19 protein-coding genes and 1 riboswitch are annotated in these 18,113 nt (G+C 48.1%); of the genes, 17 read left to right on the plus strand and 2 right to left on the minus strand.

All coding sequences use genetic code 11. The features are described from left to right. Positions 1–34 precede the first annotated feature (34 nt). The 12 genes from rpsO (at position 35) to eam (ending at position 11,417) form a co-directional block, all read left to right on the plus strand. Complete coding sequence (rpsO, locus tag ACU70B_RS06490) at positions 35–304, plus strand: 30S ribosomal protein S15 (protein ID WP_447185533.1); 270 nt, start codon at positions 35–37, stop codon at positions 302–304. 52 nt (positions 305–356) lie between these two features. Then, a complete protein-coding gene (locus ACU70B_RS06495) occupies positions 357–2,480 on the plus strand; it encodes a polyribonucleotide nucleotidyltransferase (RefSeq protein ID WP_447185534.1) in 2,124 nt (707 codons plus the stop codon). 145 nt (positions 2,481–2,625) lie between these two features. Beyond that, positions 2,626–3,483 (plus strand): VanW family protein, encoded by an 858-nt coding sequence (locus ACU70B_RS06500; protein ID WP_447185535.1) that lies wholly within the window; start codon positions 2,626–2,628, stop codon positions 3,481–3,483. Continuing rightward, positions 3,480–4,223 (plus strand): polysaccharide deacetylase family protein, encoded by a 744-nt coding sequence (locus ACU70B_RS06505; protein ID WP_447185536.1) that lies wholly within the window; start codon positions 3,480–3,482, stop codon positions 4,221–4,223. Before ACU70B_RS06500 ends, ACU70B_RS06505 begins: the two co-directional genes overlap by 4 nt. Beyond that, the gene (locus ACU70B_RS06510; protein WP_447185537.1) at positions 4,207–5,331 is read left to right on the plus strand and encodes a D-alanyl-D-alanine carboxypeptidase family protein; all 1,125 of its coding nucleotides are present in this window, start codon (positions 4,207–4,209) and stop codon (positions 5,329–5,331) included. The genes ACU70B_RS06505 and ACU70B_RS06510 overlap by 17 nt, the downstream gene beginning before the upstream one ends. Before the next feature lie 95 nt (positions 5,332–5,426). Next, positions 5,427–6,695: a M16 family metallopeptidase gene (locus tag ACU70B_RS06515; protein ID WP_447185538.1), complete on the plus strand. Its 1,269-nt coding sequence runs from the start codon at positions 5,427–5,429 to the stop codon at positions 6,693–6,695. 13 nt (positions 6,696–6,708) lie between these two features. Beyond that, a complete protein-coding gene (gene dut, locus ACU70B_RS06520) occupies positions 6,709–7,146 on the plus strand; it encodes a dUTP diphosphatase (RefSeq protein WP_447185539.1) in 438 nt (145 codons plus the stop codon). Between the two features lie 13 nt (positions 7,147–7,159). Further along, the gene (locus ACU70B_RS06525; protein ID WP_447185540.1) at positions 7,160–7,429 is read left to right on the plus strand and encodes a YlmC/YmxH family sporulation protein; all 270 of its coding nucleotides are present in this window, start codon (positions 7,160–7,162) and stop codon (positions 7,427–7,429) included. 285 nt (positions 7,430–7,714) lie between these two features. Next, positions 7,715–7,945 carry a helix-turn-helix domain-containing protein gene (locus ACU70B_RS06530; RefSeq protein WP_447185541.1) on the plus strand — a complete coding sequence of 77 codons (231 nt, stop codon included), beginning with the start codon at positions 7,715–7,717 and terminating at the stop codon, positions 7,943–7,945. Between the two features lie 80 nt (positions 7,946–8,025). Continuing rightward, positions 8,026–9,480, plus strand: a complete 1,455-nt coding sequence (guaB, locus tag ACU70B_RS06535) for an IMP dehydrogenase (protein ID WP_447185542.1) — start codon at positions 8,026–8,028, stop codon at positions 9,478–9,480. Continuing rightward, complete coding sequence (locus tag ACU70B_RS06540) at positions 9,480–9,869, plus strand: MgtC/SapB family protein (RefSeq protein WP_447185543.1); 390 nt, start codon at positions 9,480–9,482, stop codon at positions 9,867–9,869. Before guaB ends, ACU70B_RS06540 begins: the two co-directional genes overlap by 1 nt. A 93-nt stretch (positions 9,870–9,962) precedes the next feature. Further along, a riboswitch (cyclic di-AMP (ydaO/yuaA leader) is annotated at positions 9,963–10,097 on the plus strand. Between the two features lie 63 nt (positions 10,098–10,160). After that, entirely contained in the window at positions 10,161–11,417 is a 1,257-nt protein-coding gene (gene eam, locus ACU70B_RS06545) for a glutamate 2,3-aminomutase (RefSeq protein WP_447185544.1), read from the plus strand. A 280-nt stretch (positions 11,418–11,697) separates the two neighbouring features. Here the strand turns inward: eam and ACU70B_RS06550 are convergent, their stop codons facing one another. Further along, the gene (locus ACU70B_RS06550; protein WP_447185545.1) at positions 11,698–11,874 is read right to left on the minus strand and encodes a small, acid-soluble spore protein, alpha/beta type; all 177 of its coding nucleotides are present in this window, start codon (positions 11,872–11,874) and stop codon (positions 11,698–11,700) included. Positions 11,875–12,035: 161 nt separating this feature from the next. Between ACU70B_RS06550 and ACU70B_RS06555 the strand changes: the two genes are divergently transcribed. Then, positions 12,036–12,914: a radical SAM protein gene (locus tag ACU70B_RS06555; protein WP_447185546.1), complete on the plus strand. Its 879-nt coding sequence runs from the start codon at positions 12,036–12,038 to the stop codon at positions 12,912–12,914. 165 nt (positions 12,915–13,079) lie between these two features. Continuing rightward, entirely contained in the window at positions 13,080–13,706 is a 627-nt protein-coding gene (locus tag ACU70B_RS06560; protein WP_447185547.1) for a DUF47 domain-containing protein, read from the plus strand. Between the two features lie 42 nt (positions 13,707–13,748). Here ACU70B_RS06560 and corA read toward each other — a convergent pair whose 3' ends face one another. Further along, the gene (gene corA, locus ACU70B_RS06565; protein WP_447185548.1) at positions 13,749–14,726 is read right to left on the minus strand and encodes a magnesium/cobalt transporter CorA; all 978 of its coding nucleotides are present in this window, start codon (positions 14,724–14,726) and stop codon (positions 13,749–13,751) included. Positions 14,727–15,021: 295 nt separating this feature from the next. Here corA and ACU70B_RS06570 point away from each other — a divergent pair, with 295 nt between their 5' ends. The 3 genes from ACU70B_RS06570 to ACU70B_RS06580 all read left to right on the plus strand — a co-directional run bounded on the left by ACU70B_RS06570 (position 15,022) and on the right by ACU70B_RS06580 (position 18,108). Next, positions 15,022–16,977 carry a transglycosylase domain-containing protein gene (locus ACU70B_RS06570; RefSeq protein WP_447185549.1) on the plus strand — a complete coding sequence of 652 codons (1,956 nt, stop codon included), beginning with the start codon at positions 15,022–15,024 and terminating at the stop codon, positions 16,975–16,977. Positions 16,978–17,099: 122 nt separating this feature from the next. Further along, positions 17,100–17,792, plus strand: coding sequence for an AzlC family ABC transporter permease (locus ACU70B_RS06575; protein WP_447185550.1), 693 nt, complete (start codon positions 17,100–17,102; stop codon positions 17,790–17,792). After that, positions 17,779–18,108 (plus strand): branched-chain amino acid transport AzlD family protein, encoded by a 330-nt coding sequence (locus ACU70B_RS06580; RefSeq protein WP_447185551.1) that lies wholly within the window; start codon positions 17,779–17,781, stop codon positions 18,106–18,108. Before ACU70B_RS06575 ends, ACU70B_RS06580 begins: the two co-directional genes overlap by 14 nt. Positions 18,109–18,113 lie beyond the last annotated feature (5 nt).

The raw sequence follows: 18,113 nt of genomic DNA on the forward strand, positions 1-18,113 counted from the left end.
GTTAATGGCGATTTAAAGAAGAGGAGGTGAGAGCGTGGCATTATCGCCGGAAAGAAAGGAAGAGCTGATCAAGGCCTTCCAGATACATGAGAATGATACCGGATCCCCCGAAGTTCAAATAGCGATTCTTACGGAAAGAATAAACTATCTGAATGAACATCTTAAAGCCAATACCAAGGATCATCATTCCCGCAGGGGGCTTTTAAAAATGGTTGGTCAACGCCGCTCTCTTTTAGATTATCTAAAAGAGAAAGACTTTGACCGTTATCGCCAAATTCTGACCAGGCTTGGTTTGAGAAGGTAAAAGAGCGGATAGCCGCTCTTTATCTTTATTTATAATAATGTGAAAGGAGGAGATGGATATAGTCCACAAATATCAAATGGAAATTGCCGGACGTCCGCTAGTCGTGGAAATCGGGCAGCTTGCCAAACAGGCCAATGGAGCGGCTCTGGTAAGGTACGGTGAGACCGTTGTGCTGGTAACGGCAACAGCCTCCAAGGCTCCCCGGGAAGGTATCGATTTTTTCCCTCTGACCGTGGATTACGAAGAAAAGCAGTATGCGGTGGGTAAAATCCCGGGAGGTTTCATAAAAAGGGAAGGCCGGGCCACGGAACTGGCAACCCTCTCGGCCCGGCAGCTGGATCGGCCGATTCGTCCGCTATTCCCCAAGGGATTCAAGAATGATATTCACGTGGTGGCAACCGTAATGTCGGTAGAGAAAGACTGTCCGGCTGATGTCACTGCTACCGTCGGCGCTTCTCTGGCTCTGGGAGTATCCGATATACCCTTTGCCGGCCCTATTGGCGCAGTGGTTGTCGGTATGGTCGACGGTGATCTGATCATAAACCCCACCCTGGAGCAATCCCGCCGTTCGGAAATGCATGTGGTAGTGGCAGGAACCAAAGAAGCGATAATGATGGTGGAGGGGCATGCCGATCAGGTACCCGAGGAGACTATGCTGGAGGCAGTCTTCTTTGCTCATGAGGAGATTAAAAAAATAGTAGCGTTTCAGGAGCCCATCATTGCTGAATTAGGTCAGGCCAAGATTGAAGTACCGGAAATTGCAGTGAATGAAGAAATGGTGAACGCACTTCGCGACTATGCTCTGCCCCGTCTGGAAGAAGCAGTGAAAAACCCGGATAAGAAATCCCGGGAAGAGCAGATGGATTTGGCCAATGACGAGATAATCAACCACTTCCTGGAGAGTTATCCGGAAGAAGAGAAAGAGATTAAAATGACGGTGGACAAACTGCTCAAAGAAGTGGTCAGAAAAATGATCCTGGAGCAGGGAGATCGGGTAGACGGGCGCAAGCTTAATGAAATCAGACCTATCAGTTGTGAAGTAGGCATCCTGCCCAGACCCCATGGCTCCGGTTTGTTCACCCGGGGACAGACCCAGGTTCTATCGGTGACCACCTTGGGTGCCGTCAGCGAGGAACAAATCCTGGACGGACTGGGTAATGACGATAGAAAAAGGTATATTCATCACTATAATTTCCCTCCCTACAGTACCGGTGAAGTAAAGCCCATGCGGGGACCGGGAAGACGAGAAATCGGTCACGGCGCTCTGGCCGAAAGAGCTTTGCTGGCGGTACTTCCTGCGGAAGAAGAATTTCCCTATACCATTCGGGTGGTCTCAGAGGTCCTGGAATCCAATGGCTCCAGTTCCATGGGCAGCGTCTGCGGCAGCACCCTTTCCCTGATGCATGCCGGAGTGCCGATAAAAGCTCCGGTATCAGGCATAGCTATGGGCCTGGTAAAAGGCGAGGACAGCTTTGCCATTCTCAGCGATATTCAGGGAATTGAAGATGCCCTGGGAGACATGGACTTCAAGCTGGCAGGCACCGAAAAAGGCGTGACGGCAGTGCAGATGGATATCAAGATCACCGGGGTCAACCGGGAAATTGTCAAAACGGCGCTGAAGCAGGCGCGCGAAGGCCGCATGTTTATCATGGGGAAAATGATGCAAGCCATTGACAAACCTAATATGGAGCTTTCTCCCTACGCCCCGCGTTTGATAAGAATGCAGATTCATCCCGATAAAATCCGGGAAGTCATTGGACCGGGTGGAAAAACCATTCACAAAATTGTGGATGAAACCGGATGCAAGATAGACATAGAGGATGACGGCAGTCTGTTTATTATGGCGGTTGACGAGGAAGCCGCCTTGAAGGCCAAATTCTTAGTGGAATCTATTGTGGCTGAGGTCGAAGTAGGGAAGACCTATATGGGAACCGTAAAACGCATCATGGATTTTGGCGCCTTTGTGGAGATAATCCCAGGCGTATTGGGAACCAGCGGCAAGGAAGGGCTGGTTCATATATCCCAGCTGGCCGAGGAAAGGGTTAACAAAGTACGGGATGTGGTTGACATAGGCGACCAAATTCTGGTCAAGGTAACCGAGATTGACCGGCAGGGCAGGGTGAATCTATCCCGCAAAGCCGTTTTAAAAAACACGGTTAAACCTGCTACTACCTAGGTTATCGGACCAAAAAAGCAAATATCGTTCCAAGTAAACCGAGTTGTCTCGGTTTATTTGCATTTTATGGGGTTTCTTAAAAGATAAAAATCGCATAGGTATAATCACCTCGGAATAATAATTAAAAGAGTTGTTATAAGGGGTGATGCTTTTATTAAAGGGTTTCTATTTTATCAGGCTGGATCAACGGGTCTGGCTGCTGTTGACTTTTTTTATCAGCATTCCGTTGCTGGCTAACTGGGTGGATCAGGTGGAAAGGCATTTCTTTGGAGTTGCACCGGGGGTTATCATGGCCGGACGGGATTTTTCCGGTATGCTTCCCGAAGAGGTTGCTGCCGATATCGAATATCTGGCTATCAAGCATCAGAAACTCCCCCGGGAGCCAGGTCTGGACAAAAGGACGGGGCAGATTACAGGTGAAGCGACGGGTGTTGTTATTGATGTACCGGGTTCGGTGAATAAAGTTCTTAATGCCGCCGAAGGTCAGCATCTGGAGCTTGAGACTATAACCGTCTATCCCCGATACAGCCGGCGGGATCTGGAGAATGCCAATCAAATACTGGGCAGTTATGAGAGCTGGATCAGTGGGAGTTATCAGCGCTACAGCAATATAGAGCTGGCCAGTTCATGCCTGAATAATTCGGTGATATGGCCTGGTGAAGTTTTTTCGTTTAACCAAACGGTAGGTCCCAGAACGGTGGAAAGGGGATTCATGCCGGCGCCGGTAATTCTGATGGGGGCCAGAGAACTTGACTACGGAGGAGGGGTGTGTCAGGTATCAAGTACTTTATACAATACGGTTTTGGCCAGCGGCCTGAAAATAACCGAAAGGCACCAGCATTCCCTGCCGGTGAGCTATGTTCCTGCCGGCAGCGATGCAGCCGTTGATTATGCTCATATGGATTTAAGGTTCAAAAACACCAGCCAGGATTTGGTAATTATTAAAGCAGGGGTAAGCAGAGGCAGGGTTTGGGTTCAATTATGGGGGGGAGAAAAGAAGTGAGAATTTATTTCTTTACCAAAAGAGCCATGCTGGGAGCAGCAGTTATATTTATACTGCTCTGTGGTTTTTTGGGATTGTCTTTAGCATATTTTAATGATGCCGGAATAGCTTTACACTCTAAAGAACCAATTTATCAGGGAAATACCGGCCAAAAGGCAGTAGCCCTGACGGTGAATGTTGACTGGGGAGAAGAATATATCCCGGCGATGCTGAAGGAATTCAAAAAATATGACGCCCGGGTAACCTTCTTCGTTACCGGCCGCTGGGCGGAGAAGAATCCGGGCCTACTGAAAGAAATGAGCAAAGCCGGTCACAGCATTCAAAACCATGGCTACAAGCATCTGCACTTTAACCAGCTTGCTCCGGCTCAGGCGGAGGAACAGATAAAGAAAGCGGAAAAGGTAATCAAGGATATAACCGGCGGCCAGTGCCGGTTTTTTGCCTCACCCTATGGTGAGCAGGGGAAACAGCTTATGCAGGTAGTCTCGAGCCTGGATTATGACCTGATCATGTGGAGCATCGATACCATTGACTGGCAGCGTCCCAGCCCTGAAACCATAGTTAAGCGGGTTACGAACCGGCTCCATAATGATGCTATTGTGCTTATGCATCCTACCGAACCTACCGTAAAAGCGCTGCCGGAAATGCTCAAGGGGCTTAAAGAGCAGGGATATAAGATGGTTGGCATTGATGATATAATAAAAAAAGACGGAAAGTTGCCCGATGAAAAGAGTAAATAAGGCGGTCAGGGGCTTGGTGTTGGCCTTCCTGACCCTGTTTTTTTTAAATGCCCCGCTGGCAGCAGCAGTACCTTATCTCAGTTCCGCTTATTATTGTCTGGCGGATGGTGACAGCGGGCAGATTATTTTATCCCGCCAGGCTGATGTGGTGCGGCCGGTAGCCAGCACTACCAAGATGATGACCGCTATCCTGGCGACCGAATATGCCGGTTCGAAAGAGATTGCCACGGTCAGCAGCCATGCGCAAAAAACGCCGCAATACTCAATTGGGCTGCGTGCCGGTCAGGAAGTGGAGGTTGCTGAGCTTCTGAAAGCGGCGCTAATACGTTCGGCCAACGATGCCGCTGTAGTTCTGGCCGAGCATGTGGCTGGCGAAGAACGCTTTTTTGCCCATTTAATGAGCAAAAAGGCCTTCACCATCGGGGCGGTAAACACCCACTTTTGCAACGCTTCGGGTTTACCGTCGGCCGATCATTACAGCACGGCCTACGATTTGACCCGGATAGGAAGCTACCTTCTGGAGGATGGATATTTAAAAGGCCTGGTAGCCAGCCGGCGGGTTCAGTTCCAGCATCCCGGCTACCACCAGCCTATGCTTATTGACAATACCAATACCCTGCTGGATAATTACCCCGGAGCCGATGGCATAAAAACCGGTACTACCAATGCGGCGGGCAAGTGCCTGGTTGCATCGGCTACCCGTAATGGACGCCGGCTGATAGCAGTTGCTTTAAAGTCGGGTAACCGGAGCAATGACTGTGCCTCGCTGCTGGATTACGGATTCCAATCCACCCAGCTTATGAAAATGGTTGACAAAAACGTGCCGTTTAAACAAGTTAAGGTGGCTAATGGCCGATGCCCGTATGTCGAGCTGTATCCGGCCGAAGATATCTACGTCTGGGCAGCAGGCTTAAACCCGGATATTCAAAAACGGGTAAAGGTAAACTATGTAGTACAACCGCCGCTAAAGGCGGGGCAAAAGCTGGGTAGTATGTCAGTTTATGCTGATAACCAGCTGGTACGGAGTACGGAGCTGATATGCCGCCAGGATGTCGGGCAGGAGCTTAACCCGGTGAGAAGATTTCTGCAAAACCTGAAGGTATTGTAAAAACCAGCGGACATCGGGGTAATGATGGCTGCAAAAAGGATAATACGCCAAGGGGCAAGAATACTTTTATATAATATTTATTGGAGGTATAGCTGGTGATAGATTACTGGAAGCTGGACAGCGGAGCCAGGCTGGTGGTGGAGGAAATACCTTATGTCAGGTCGGTGGCCGTAGGGATATACATTCGAGTTGGTTCCCGCCATGAAGCGGAGCCGCTGTCCGGAGCGAGCCATTTTATTGAGCACATGCTTTTTAAGGGTACGGATAAGCGCAGTGCCCGGGAAATAGCCGAGAGCTTCGAAGGTATCGGCGGCCAGATCAATGCGTTTACATCCAAGGAACACACCTGCGTATATGCCCGTACCCTGGACGAACATCTGGATACGGCCCTGGACATAATATTTGATATGGTTTTTAATTCCCGTTTTGCCGCCAAGGATTTTGAGACCGAAAAAGGGGTAATTGCAGAAGAAATCAACATGTATGAAGATACCCCGGATGATCTGATTCATGATGTGTTCAGCCAGCAGTTGTGGCAGGGACATAATATGGGGCGCCCCATACTGGGAACCATGGAATCGGTGTCAGGCTTTGAGCGCAACGCCGTTTATGCTTATTACCGCAGCGCCTATCAGCCTTCCAACATGATTATAGCTGTGGCCGGTAATGTTGATGCCGGCAGGGTAAGAGACAAGGTCGAGGGCTATCTCAACCGGGAAAGCAGAAAGGCGGCCGAACTGCCTTACAGTAAGGTTACCTCCTACACCCCCTTTATCGAGTTGGTGGCAAAAGATACCGAACAGGTGCAATTATGCCTGGGGGTACCGGGGATATCCTATCTGGATAAGCGCAGGTATACCCAGAATATCATGAACAGCATACTTGGGGGAGGAGTTAGTTCCCGCCTGTTCCAGGCTATCAGGGAGGAACTGGGTCTGGCCTACTCGGTATATTCCTATCCTTCCAACTATTCCGATACCGGAGCTTATGTAATTCACATCGGTACCGGTCCAGGTAAAATCCCACAATTTTTTGAGGTATTAAAGGGCGAGTTGGATGTATTTTTAAAACAGGGAGTGAGCCGGGAGGAAGTTCTAAGAACCAGGCAATTGATAAAGTCCAGCATGCTTATGGGTATGGAAAGTGTGATGAATCGCATGAACCGGCTGGGCAAATCGATCCTGATGTATGATGAGGTGATTCCGGTGGATCAGGTGTTGGAGCAGATTAATGCGGTGAGCGCTGAAAGGGTAAATGGTTTTGCGGATGAAGTCCTGGATTTCCCCCGGTTTTCCCTGGCGGCGATCGGCAGTGCCGGGGTGCTGCCGGCGGTGGAACAGGAGTATAAGAAATGGTGGAAGTAAAGAGGGTTGATGTATGCAGGTATTGATAAAAAGACTACACGGTTTTGATTTGCCTTTGCCCGGTTATATGACTGCAGGAGCGGCAGGAGTTGATTTGTATGCGGCAGTGGAGGCAGCAGTCGCTGTTGCTCCGGGCAACAGGGTGCTGGTACCCACCGGTATTGCTATCGCCCTGCCTGATGGTTATGAGGCCCAGATCCGGCCTCGCAGCGGTCTGGCCTTAAAGCATGGCCTGACCTTGCTTAACAGCCCGGGAACTATCGATTGTGATTACCGGGGAGAAATTAAGCTTATTGTTATAAATCTGGGGGACAAAGAGTATATTTTAAAAAGGGGTGAACGAATTGCCCAGATGATTTTTTCCCGGGCGGAAAAGGCCGAATTGCTGGAAGTAGACGTACTCGACGCGACCTCTCGGGGATCAGGGGGATTTGGCCACACCGGTATTTGAACGGGGGGATAGCATGAGACTTAATGACCTGGTAGGCAAAGAAATGGTTAATATATATGACGGGATGCGGATGGGAACCGTGGGGGAATCAGATATGCTGGTAGACCAGGAAAGCGGCCAGATTATATCTATAATACTTCCCAATCGGGGTAATGCCTTTAACTTTTGGGCTGACCGCCAGAAACTGGTCATACCCTGGGAGGCGGTAAAAAAAATCGGCCGGGAAGTGATCGTAGTTGAGCTTGATGCTACTCATATGCGTTTAAAAAACAGCTCTATATAAACTATGGCCCCCATTCCCTGTCATCCAAGCAAAAAGGATACATATAAACCCGCTGCTGCCTTGACATGCTGCGGGTATTTTATTTCCGCATATTCGGGGCAAGCTATAATAATTGCCCCGGATTTTTTGCCCGGGACGTCTTGGAAGTAAGTAAACCGGGCAGGCAAACGGACAGGCAACCGCGTATGAAGACATATTTTGCGGGATCAGGCATAATTAATGGCCCCTAAAAAATCAGTGCTGATCAGCGGTTATTTTCCTAACAGCATGAGGAGGTTGTATTTAATGACAGACAATCGTGGCAAGGGTTCGTTTCCGCCCTGGAGCAGAATTCAGGGGCTGGATGAAATGTGTGCGGAAGCTGGAGTGGATTTTGACAGTTTTATAAATGATATGAAAGCCAATGTCGGGATAAGGGAAATGGCGGCCAAACATAAGGTGAGCCTTGATACCATGAGCCTGCTGCAGGAACATTTTATTAAATACGGGTTGAGTTCGGTTATGGGGGGCGACTGATACAGTAATTGCTGCAGCGGCTTGAAAATTAGCTTATAATAATATAATATATTCTAAATTTTATTAGGAGGCCATAAATAATGTTGGATAAATTTGGCAAAGAAGGTCTCACTTTCGATGATGTGCTTCTTCTTCCCGGGCGTTCTGAGGTAATGCCGAAGGATGTGGACGTTTCCACCAGGCTAACCAGGAATATCAGGTTGGAAGTACCCCTGATGAGCGCCGGTATGGATACTGTAACCGAAACCCGAATGGCAATTGCCGTTGCCCGTGAGGGCGGTATCGGTGTGATACACAAAAACATGTCAATTGAAGAACAGGCCCGGATGGTTGACCGGGTGAAACGGTCTGAACATGGAGTGATTACCGACCCCTTCTATTTAGCGGCCGATAACAAAATTCAGGATGCCCTGGATATCATGGAACATTATCGCATATCCGGCGTACCCATCACCGAGGGCAGAAAATTGGTGGGTATTATCACCAACCGTGATATTCGCTTTGAAACTGATTTTAACCAGCCCATCAAAAATGTAATGACCAGTGAAAGACTGGTAACCGCACCGGTAGGCACCAGCATGGATGAGGCCATGGAGATCCTGCGCAAGTATAAGATCGAAAAACTGCCTTTAGTGGATGACGATTTTAACCTTATGGGGCTAATCACTATTAAAGATATCGAAAAAACTTATAAATACCCTCATGCAGCCAAGGATTCCAGGGGACGTCTCCTGGCAGGAGCTGCGGTAGGTATTGCCCGGAATACCTATGACCGGGTGCAGGCGCTGGTTAAAGCCGGGGTTGATGTTATAGTAGTCGATACCGCCCATGGACATTCAGTAGCGGTGGTTGAAACTGTTGCCAGCATAAAGCAAGGGTTCCCCGAAGTTGAGCTTATTGCCGGCAATGTTGCTACCGGGGAGGCTACCGAGGAGCTTATCAAGGCGGGGGCCGATGCCATCAAGGTGGGAATCGGGCCCGGTTCCATCTGTACTACCAGGGTAATAGCAGGAATAGGCGTCCCCCAGATTACGGCGGTCACCGATTGCGCCGCCGTGGCCGGCCAATATGGAGTACCTATCATTGCTGACGGAGGCATTAAATATTCCGGGGATATTGCCAAGGCTATTGCCGCCGGGGCAGATGTGGTTATGCTGGGCAATCTCTTTGCGGGAACCGAAGAGAGTCCCGGAGAGGTTGTAATTCTGCAGGGGAGAAGTTATAAAGTATATCGCGGTATGGGCTCGCTGGGGGCAATGACCCAGGGGAGCAGTGACCGCTATTTTCAGGAGGATGCTCAGAAATTGGTTCCGGAAGGTATTGAAGGCCGGGTTCCCTATAAGGGTTATGTATCCGAGACCATTTTCCAGCTTATTGGAGGTCTGAAGGCGGGTATGGGCTACTGTGGGGTGAGAAATATTGAAGAAATGAAAAATAAAACCCGCTTCATCCGCATAACCAATGCCGGCCTGACCGAAAGCCATCCCCACGATATTAGTATAACCAAGGAAGCTCCTAATTACAGGGTGCTTTAATGCTGGGGAGCTTTCTCTTAAGAATAGTGCTGGCTGCTGCGGCTGGCACTATTATCGGGCTGAAAACCAGTACGGTCGCAGCCCGCATGTTTGCCATAATATGTACCGGAGCAGCGTTATTGACCATAGTCTCGACTGAGTTTTACAAAGTAATAGATTATCCCTGGTTCAGTGACCCCGGGCGGCTTTCAGCTCAGATAATAGCCGCCCTGGGGTTTTTGGGCACCGGACTAATATGGGTTTCGGAAAAAAATGAGGTTCACGGCCTTTCCGTGGCTGCCAGTATATGGTTAACCGCAATTTTAGGCATACTTATTGGGAGCGGGCTGGGACCTGCAAGCCTTATTATCGTATTTTCACTGGTAATCGCCTTTCTTCTGTTTGGATGATAAGCAAATGGAATAAACAGTAAAAAATAAGTTGCATTAGCTTAATAATTAGCATATACTCGAATAAAGGGGGTATGGATACCGACCTGTTGAAATCATATTACGCTGAATCTGTTGGGGTAAACAGAGCGGAGGAACCATTTTTTGGGGTGAATCAATGATGAATTGAAGGGCTACCCTTAAGCCCTAACCCGTCAGCTAACTTCGTAAGCGCATGTTAAGGGAGGGATAAAATGCATAAGTATTGCTTTGGCCCTCCGTCGACTATTAATGTAAGGAGGGTTTTGATTTATGAACGTGCAAAAAATTGATAACCTTACCATTTCCCTTAATCGGGCAGACGAATTGCGCTCCCGGATTCAAGACTACCTGGATGCAGAGCCGAGCCTGGAAACAGGTTTCAGGGCCCGGGAACGCAATACCAATAACAGGTCGCGCCTGCTTGAATTTTTTAATGCTTCGGAAGAGGATTGGAACAACTGGGTATGGCAAATCAAAAACCGCATTTCTGACGTCGACATTCTGTCGTGCCTTATCGATTTAAAAGATAGTGAATACCAGGAAATATTGGCTGTTTCCAAAAAATATCGCTGGGCCATATCCCCTTATTATCTAAGCCTGATTGATTTTGCCAACTATCGGCAATCGCCGATATTTAAACAGGCAATTCCCGACATCCGGGAAATCTATGACCAGTATGGCAAGCTTGACCCCATGGGGGAACTGACTACCAGCCCGGTTTCTCGCATTACCCGCCGCTATCCCGACCGGCTGATAATCAATGTCAGCAATCAATGTGCCATGTATTGCCGCCATTGCCAGCGGCGCAGGAACTTTGGGGAAAAAGATCATCATGCCGGCAAGCATCAGCTGGAAAATGCCCTGGAATATATAAGAAACAATCCGGAGATTCGCGATGTGCTGATCACCGGCGGTGATGCTCTAATGTTGTCAGACAAAAGGCTGGATTGGCTGCTGGGTGAATTGGATAGGATCGAACATGTAGAGATTAAGCGCATCGGCACCAGAACCCCGGTTACACTTCCCCAGAGGATTACCGTGGAATTATGTCAGGTGCTGGCCAAACATCAGCCGCTGTATATCAATACCCAGTTTAACAGTCCCCTGGAAGTTACTGAAGAAGCTAAAAAAGCATGTGACATGCTTATGGCTGCCGGATGTGTGCTGGGGAACCAGGCGGTATTGTTGAAATCAATTAATGACAATGCTCATATAATGAAAAAGCTCAATCAGGAACTCTTGAAAATCAGGGTTAGACCGTATTATCTGTTTCATGCCAAGCAGGTAAAGGGTACCGCTCATTTTATCACCAGCATCGAAACCGGTTTGGAGATTATGGAGCAGCTGAGAGGCTATACTTCTGGTCTGGCAGTTCCCACCTATATAGTCAATGCCCCCGGCGGTATGGGTAAGACTCCGCTTTTGCCCCAATATCTGATGTCTATGCATGACGAGCAGCTGACCATGCGTACCTGGGAACATAAGGTTATCACTTATCACAATAGGACTCTGGAAAGCAGCGATTGACAAAACCGGCAATAAGGGGTTATAACCCCTTATTGCCGGTTTGCCGCAGGTCGGCCAACAGTTTCTCCAGATTTACATTGTGGGCCCGAGCACCCTGCTCGACGGTTTCAAACCGCAAGCCCATTCAACCCAGGCATCTGATGCCGTATTTCTCGAAAACTTGTGCTGCACCAGGTATTTCCAGTACGTCCTCCAACGGGGTTTTTCCGGTTATCATAAGCAAGCCCCCCTTAGAATAAACTTTTTCGGGGGTGTTACCCCCCGAAAAGGAGCGAGTTATTTACATTTGCCGGGCCAGGCTTTTCTCTGCGATTTCAATTGCCTTGGCGACTACTCGGCCGCAGTCTCGTGAGCTTACACCGCCCCAGCCCTCGGTAGCCACAATATGGTCTACACCCAGTTCTCGGGCGATTTCATATTTGAGCTGCTCGGACATAAGTCCTCTGTTCCTCGCCATACAACAACCTCCTCACAATATTAAAAAAACTCGCATCCTGTTTTTATTTTGATGCCAATGGACAAAAAATATGGCTAGATTATAATTTATAAAAAGTAAAGTATTACACAAAATATTTTATTTTGTATAAACTATAAAGCAAATAAGGAGGTGCCAGGCTGATGAGATATGAAGGAAACATATTCCGGCCTCCCAGTGAAGCGAGGAGCTATATTCTTCAATGTACCGTAGGTTGTACCCATAATCGTTGTACTTTTTGCGGTATGTATAAGGACAAAAAATACCGGGTCAGACCATTGGAAGAAATAAAAGCCGATATTCGCATGGCTGGAAGTTATTATGGTGATCTGGAGAAGGTTTTCTTGGCCGATGGCGATGCGCTGGCCATGGATACCGCTGAACTTCTGGAAATACTGGCCGATTTGCGCAAAACCTTTGCCGGTTTGCGCCACATAGGCATTTATGCCAGCCCGGACAGTATTTTGAAAAAAGAAATTTCTGAACTTACCGCATTGAAAGCAGCAGGACTAACTATTGCCTATTTGGGAGTGGAAACCGGTGATCCGGAGCTGCTGCGGGAAATCAGAAAAGGGGTTACCTATGAAGAAATGGTGGAGGCAGGCAAGAAGATAAGGCAGGCGGGGATTCTGCTCTCGGTAACGGTATTACTGGGTTTGGCAGGGAGAACCCCACGGGCGGTGGATCATGCCATTAAAACCGCAGAGATATGCAATGAAATGAACCCGGATTATATCGGGGCTTTAACCCTTATGCTGGTGCCCCGTACTGAACTCTATCGAAAAATGGAAAGAAAAGAGTTTGAACTGCCCGAGCCCTTTGAGATTCTTGACGAAATGCGAATCATGATACAGCATATGGAGCTTGAAGGAACTGAATTCAGGAGTAATCATGCTTCCAATTATCTACCTATAAAAGGCCGCTTGCCGGATGATAAAGAAAAAATACTTAAGTTGATCAATGATATTATTGCCAAAAATGACCGGCGTTACCTGCGGCCGGATTACCTGCGGGCGCTCTGAAGCTCTTGTGCAGAGCTTATCAGGACGCCCGGGAAAGAAAGAATCAAATTTTCGGCTGCCCCTGATCATCAAACCATTAATTCTTGATATAAAAGCGGCTATGGTATATCATAAATACCTAGCAGGTTTTGTAAAATCCATGCTCAGGTTGAAGGGGGGAAGAAAATGCGGTTATTTGGGAAAAAAGATGAAGAGCTGTTTTTACTTTTCAGTGAGAGTGCCCGGGTAGTGGTCAGAGGCGGCAATATATTGCAAAATGTGGTCAATGACTACCGGGACCTGGATATCAAAATGGCCAAGCTGACTGCTATGGAACATGAGGGTGACCGCATTATTCAGGAACTGGTGCGCAGGCTGAACACCAGTTTCATACTTCCTTTTGACCGTGAGGATGCCTTTCAGCTAGTGCAAAAACTGGCCGCTACGCTTGACTATATAACCGGCATCATTGACCGGATGATACTTTATAAAACGGGTGAACCCGACCAGCGGGTCAAGGATATGGTGGAGGTTTTATGTAAGTCCCTAAGCTTGCAGGAAAAAGCCCTGAACCTTATCAACTCGATGGAGCACAATAAAAAAGAGATTTTGGCTGCCTGTGAGCAGATCAACAAATTGGAACGCAGGCAGGATAATTTTTACCGAACCGGTCTGGCCTACCTTTTTGACAATGAAAATGACCCGATCGCCATAATCAAATGGCGGGAAGTCTATGAGCATATTGAAATGGCAGAGGACTATGTAAATGATGTAGCCCGGCTCATAAGCAACATCTGCATTAAATATTCCTAGTAAGCAAAACACCTCTGAGGCTGAGCCTCAAAGGTGTTTTTTTTAGAGCCAGTTGCGGTAGCGGAAAAAGGCCAGCATGCTTATCACCAGGGCTGCCATTCCCATCAATATATACCACATGTAAAAGGGATTTTCACTGCCCGGAATCGTGACATTCATACCGAAAAAGCCGGTTATTACCGTGAGCGGCATCATGATGATGGATATGATGGTGAGCACGGTTATAATTTCACTGGTTCTGCCGGTTATGATGGAATAATAAGTCTCAGTTGTACTATTCAGCAAATCCCGGTAGGTATTGGCCGTATCCAGTATATTGTCCAGATGGTCGACCAGGTCAAGGAAATAAGGGACATTATCTTCATTCACCAGGAAGGAATAATGCCCGTTGATATTGCCAAAGATCCTTCTCTGGGGTATCAATACCTTGCGCAGCAGAATCAGGGTTCGCTTTAGTGCCAGTATTTCTTCCGTTATCTTCCGGCCGCGGCTTAAGAATATATCATCCTCCAGGTCATCTATCCTTTCACCCAGCCTGGATATAATCGGGAAACAATCGTCCACGATGTTGTCTACAATCCGGTATAGCAGGTGCTCCGGTCCCCGGCTGGTTGATTCCGTATCCTTTAATGATATCCGGGCGACTTTTCCCACTGCCGCCAAGGCAACCGGATGGATAGTGACGATATAGTTATTACCCATGAACACATCCAGCTCGATGCTGCTTATCTCATCCTCTTCCTCAGCCTCTTCAAAATAGCGCAGAGCATGAAAAACGAAGAAGTTATAGTCGTCATAACGGTCAACCTTGGCCCGGGGATTTATCTGCAAACAGTCTTCCAGAGCCAGAGGATGGAAATTGAAAAGGTCGCCGATATAGTTCAGTTCATTGGCAGAACAATCATATAAGTCTATCCATAATAAACTGTTGGGATTACTCAGAAGGCTGTCTTTTTGGGAAAGATCAACGTCATGAAACATGGCGTCCTGATCTTTATCATAGAAGTAGGTTTTGATCACACTCATCCCTCCGTTTCGCTGGAGGGTTAACAGATGCCTTGGCGGCGCAATGTTACCCTCCCTATTAATTTGTTGACGTTAACAGATGAAGACCAATATGACGATCGTGGTATAGGTTCCATTTCACCACCGCCTTTCCCGCAATAAAAATGAGTCCTTTTATTTTATACCTTTTATCGGCAGATGGTGTCAACCCCGGGCTAAAAAGCTTGATAAAAGTATTTTTCCCGAATCGCCCTTTAAAATATGACTAATTATCAACTAAATGGGTAATTTAGGCATTAGGGGGTATGGTATGCGTAACAGAATTTGCTGTCTTTTAATCATGGTTTTGCTTCTTGGCTGTTGTGGTTTTACCTGGAGACTTCCTGAGGTTGAGCTGCCGGAGGCATCCGTCGTAGTGGATATAAATGGCGAGGTAATAAAGGGCCTCACCCGGGAGAACCAGATAAATCTGAAACGGGAGGATATACCGCAGAATTTCGTTAATGCCATTATTGCCGTGGAGGATAAAAATTTCTATCGTCATCATGGAATTGACCTGAGCGGGATTGCCCGGGCCGTGTTTACCAACATCAAGCGCTGGAAAGTCGTAGCCGGGGGAAGCACCATAACCCAGCAGACTGCGAAAAACTTATTTCTCAGCAATGAAAAGACTTTTTCCCGCAAGATAAGGGAACTATTCTATGCAATTCAACTGGAACGGAAATACAGCAAGGACGAGATTCTTACCATGTACTGCAACACCATTTACTTTGGACAGGGGGCTTACGGGGTGGAAGTGGCCGCCCGCACCTTTTTTGCCCGCAGTGCCGATGAATTGAGCCTGGCTCAATGCGCGCTGCTGGCAGGCCTGCCGAACGCACCGAGCAGCTATGACCCCTATTACCACCCGGACATCGCCAAAAAACGACAGGCAATAGTATTGAGGCGCATGGTTGAAGAAGAAATGATAAATGAAGGAGAGAAGCGGGCGGCTCTGCAGGAAAAGCTGGTTTATGGCCGCAACGCTTATGTTGCTGGTGATGCCCCCTATTTTATCGCTTTGGTCAAAGACTACCTGATAGACAAGTATGGACAACGCATGGTTTACCAGGGGGGATTAAGGGTATTGACCACGCTTGATTTAAACATGCAGAAGACTGCCAACCAGGCCGTGGCCGACGGGCTGCAGGGCAAAGACGAGAATCTGCAGGCGGCGCTGGTAGCGCTGGATGTGCAAAACGGAGGAATACGAGCTATGGTGGGGGGAAGAAACTATAATCTCTCTAACTATAATCGGGTCTATTCCCTGCGCCAACCCGGGTCAACCTTTAAACCCTTCATGTATTCCCTGGCTGTTGACTGGGGATTCACTGCGGCTGATACTGTAATGTGTGAAAAGGTTGCTTACAGGCTATCCGATGGCACAACCTACCGTCCCACTGATTATGGCGATGAGCCTTACCACTGGCGTCCCTTCACCCTGAAAGAAGCAATTATGAAATCGGACAACGTAGTAGCGGTACAAGTCAATAATATATTGAAGCCTAAAAATACGGCCGGACATATAAAGAAATTTGGCTTTCCTGATATCAGCCCGGTTTTGTCCCTGCCCCTGGGGCCGGTAGCGGTTAAGCCCCTGGAGATGGCGGCAGCTTATGCGGTTTTTGCCAACCGGGGCATATATAACAAACCTGTCTTCATACTCAAGGTTACGGATAAACGGGGCCAGGTTCTGGAGGAAAACCGGGTAGAATCGAAGCCGGTTATAGACGCGCAGAATGCTTATATTATCTGCGATATGCTCAAAGGGGTAATGGAACCGGGGGGAACCGGATCGCACCTGAAGCAGACGGTGGGGCGGATTTCCGCCGGCAAAACCGGAACTACGGATGAATATCAGGATGCCTGGTTTGTTGGTTTTACTCCCCGCTTGTCCTGTGCGGTTTGGGTGGGTTATGATCTGAACCAGAATGTAAATCTGCCCGGAGGAGCGGTGGCAGGTCCCATATGGGCAAGCTTTCTGGGGAAGGCGTCGGTGGGCGCAGCGGACGAAGATTTTGAACGGCCGGCCGGTATAAGTATAAGCAATATCTGCCTGGACAGCGGCCTGATTGCCACCGAAGCCTGCCCCAGAACTATTGAAATGGCCTTTCAACGCGGTACCGAACCGGAAAATGTCTGCTATTATCACCTGGATGACCTGGAATGGATGCTTAAGTCTGATGATGGGGAAGAAGACGGCGATAATCGGCAGAAAAACTGGTAGCCGTTGAAAACGTCAGAAGAACCTATCATGGCAGCGGGGGAGGCCTCTTACTATTTTTAACTTCCTTAATAATTCAAAAAGTGCTAAAATCTTTTTAATTTGTAGCTAGGAATTTTAAGTTGATGATTAAAAACGAAGAGCTTTTTATCGGCATAAAGGATGCCTTCCCTATAGTTTTGGGTTATTTACCTCTGGGATTCGCCTTTGGAGTACTGGCCAATCAAGTAGGCATGACCGTCATCCAGGCCGGATTAATGTCTCTGATGTGTTTTACCGGGGCAGGACAATATATTGCCATTGGTGTTATGCAGGCCGGGGGAGCAGTTTTTACCATTATCACCGCCAATCTGCTGGTTAACCTGCGCTATTTTCTGTTCTCCACTTCCATGGTGCCCCACCTGAAAAATGTACCTCCAACCCTGGCTGCGCTTTTGTCCTACGGCTTAACCGATGAAACCTATGCGGTGGCCATGACCCGCTATCAGAATCACAGTGCTACTGCAGCATACATGGCCGGGCTCAATATTACCTCTCATATTGGCTGGATAGGCAGCAGCCTGGCCGGCGCCGTACTTGGCACCCTTATCACCAATACCGACCGGATAGGTCTGAACTTTGCCCTGCCGGCTATGTATATATGCCTGCTGGTTTTTGTGGTAGGAAAACGCAATGATGCGGTGGTAGCCGGTATCAGTGCTACATTTTGCCTGTTGCTGGGATATATTATTCCGTCATCCATGGCCAACCTTTCCAATATAATCGTTGCCACGGTATTGGCAGCAACTTTGGGGGTATTAATCGATGAGCGATACTAGTATCCTGTTAATGATATGCGGAGTATCAGCCGTAAGCCTGTTACCACGCATGCTGCCGGTTGCCCTGTTATCCCGCTGGGAATTTCCCCGCCTGCTGCAAAAATGGCTATCCTTTGTTGCCCCGGCGGTACTGGGAGGCCTGGCAGCATTAAGTGTCTTGGCACCCCAAGGCTATATAAATTTCAGACCTCATAATCTCTATATCTGGGCCGCAATTCCTACCTTCATCATAGCCGTAAAATACCGCAGCCTTTTTTATACTTTACTGGCGGGAATAATAACCATGGCAGTTTTATATAATTTTGCAGGAATATAATAGAT

The organism is Syntrophomonas curvata (genome assembly GCF_052976825.1).

What these genes read in the sequence shown, in the direction of transcription:
- ACU70B_RS06495 (WP_447185534.1), top strand. Translation starts at nt 357, where the DNA reads ATGGATATAGTCCACAAATATCAAATGGAAATTGCCGGACGTCCGCTA.
- ACU70B_RS06500 (WP_447185535.1), top strand. Translation starts at nt 2,626, where the DNA reads ATGCTTTTATTAAAGGGTTTCTATTTTATCAGGCTGGATCAACGGGTC.
- ACU70B_RS06510 (WP_447185537.1), top strand. Translation starts at nt 4,207, where the DNA reads ATGAAAAGAGTAAATAAGGCGGTCAGGGGCTTGGTGTTGGCCTTCCTG.
- dut (WP_447185539.1), top strand. Translation starts at nt 6,709, where the DNA reads ATGCAGGTATTGATAAAAAGACTACACGGTTTTGATTTGCCTTTGCCC.
- ACU70B_RS06525 (WP_447185540.1), top strand. Translation starts at nt 7,160, where the DNA reads ATGAGACTTAATGACCTGGTAGGCAAAGAAATGGTTAATATATATGAC.
- ACU70B_RS06530 (WP_447185541.1), top strand. Translation starts at nt 7,715, where the DNA reads ATGACAGACAATCGTGGCAAGGGTTCGTTTCCGCCCTGGAGCAGAATT.
- guaB (WP_447185542.1), top strand. Translation starts at nt 8,026, where the DNA reads ATGTTGGATAAATTTGGCAAAGAAGGTCTCACTTTCGATGATGTGCTT.
- ACU70B_RS06540 (WP_447185543.1), top strand. Translation starts at nt 9,480, where the DNA reads ATGCTGGGGAGCTTTCTCTTAAGAATAGTGCTGGCTGCTGCGGCTGGC.
- eam (WP_447185544.1), top strand. Translation starts at nt 10,161, where the DNA reads ATGAACGTGCAAAAAATTGATAACCTTACCATTTCCCTTAATCGGGCA.
- ACU70B_RS06550 (WP_447185545.1), bottom strand. Translation starts at nt 11,874, where the DNA reads ATGGCGAGGAACAGAGGACTTATGTCCGAGCAGCTCAAATATGAAATC.
- ACU70B_RS06555 (WP_447185546.1), top strand. Translation starts at nt 12,036, where the DNA reads ATGAGATATGAAGGAAACATATTCCGGCCTCCCAGTGAAGCGAGGAGC.
- ACU70B_RS06560 (WP_447185547.1), top strand. Translation starts at nt 13,080, where the DNA reads ATGCGGTTATTTGGGAAAAAAGATGAAGAGCTGTTTTTACTTTTCAGT.
- ACU70B_RS06570 (WP_447185549.1), top strand. Translation starts at nt 15,022, where the DNA reads ATGCGTAACAGAATTTGCTGTCTTTTAATCATGGTTTTGCTTCTTGGC.
- ACU70B_RS06575 (WP_447185550.1), top strand. Translation starts at nt 17,100, where the DNA reads ATGATTAAAAACGAAGAGCTTTTTATCGGCATAAAGGATGCCTTCCCT.
- ACU70B_RS06580 (WP_447185551.1), top strand. Translation starts at nt 17,779, where the DNA reads ATGAGCGATACTAGTATCCTGTTAATGATATGCGGAGTATCAGCCGTA.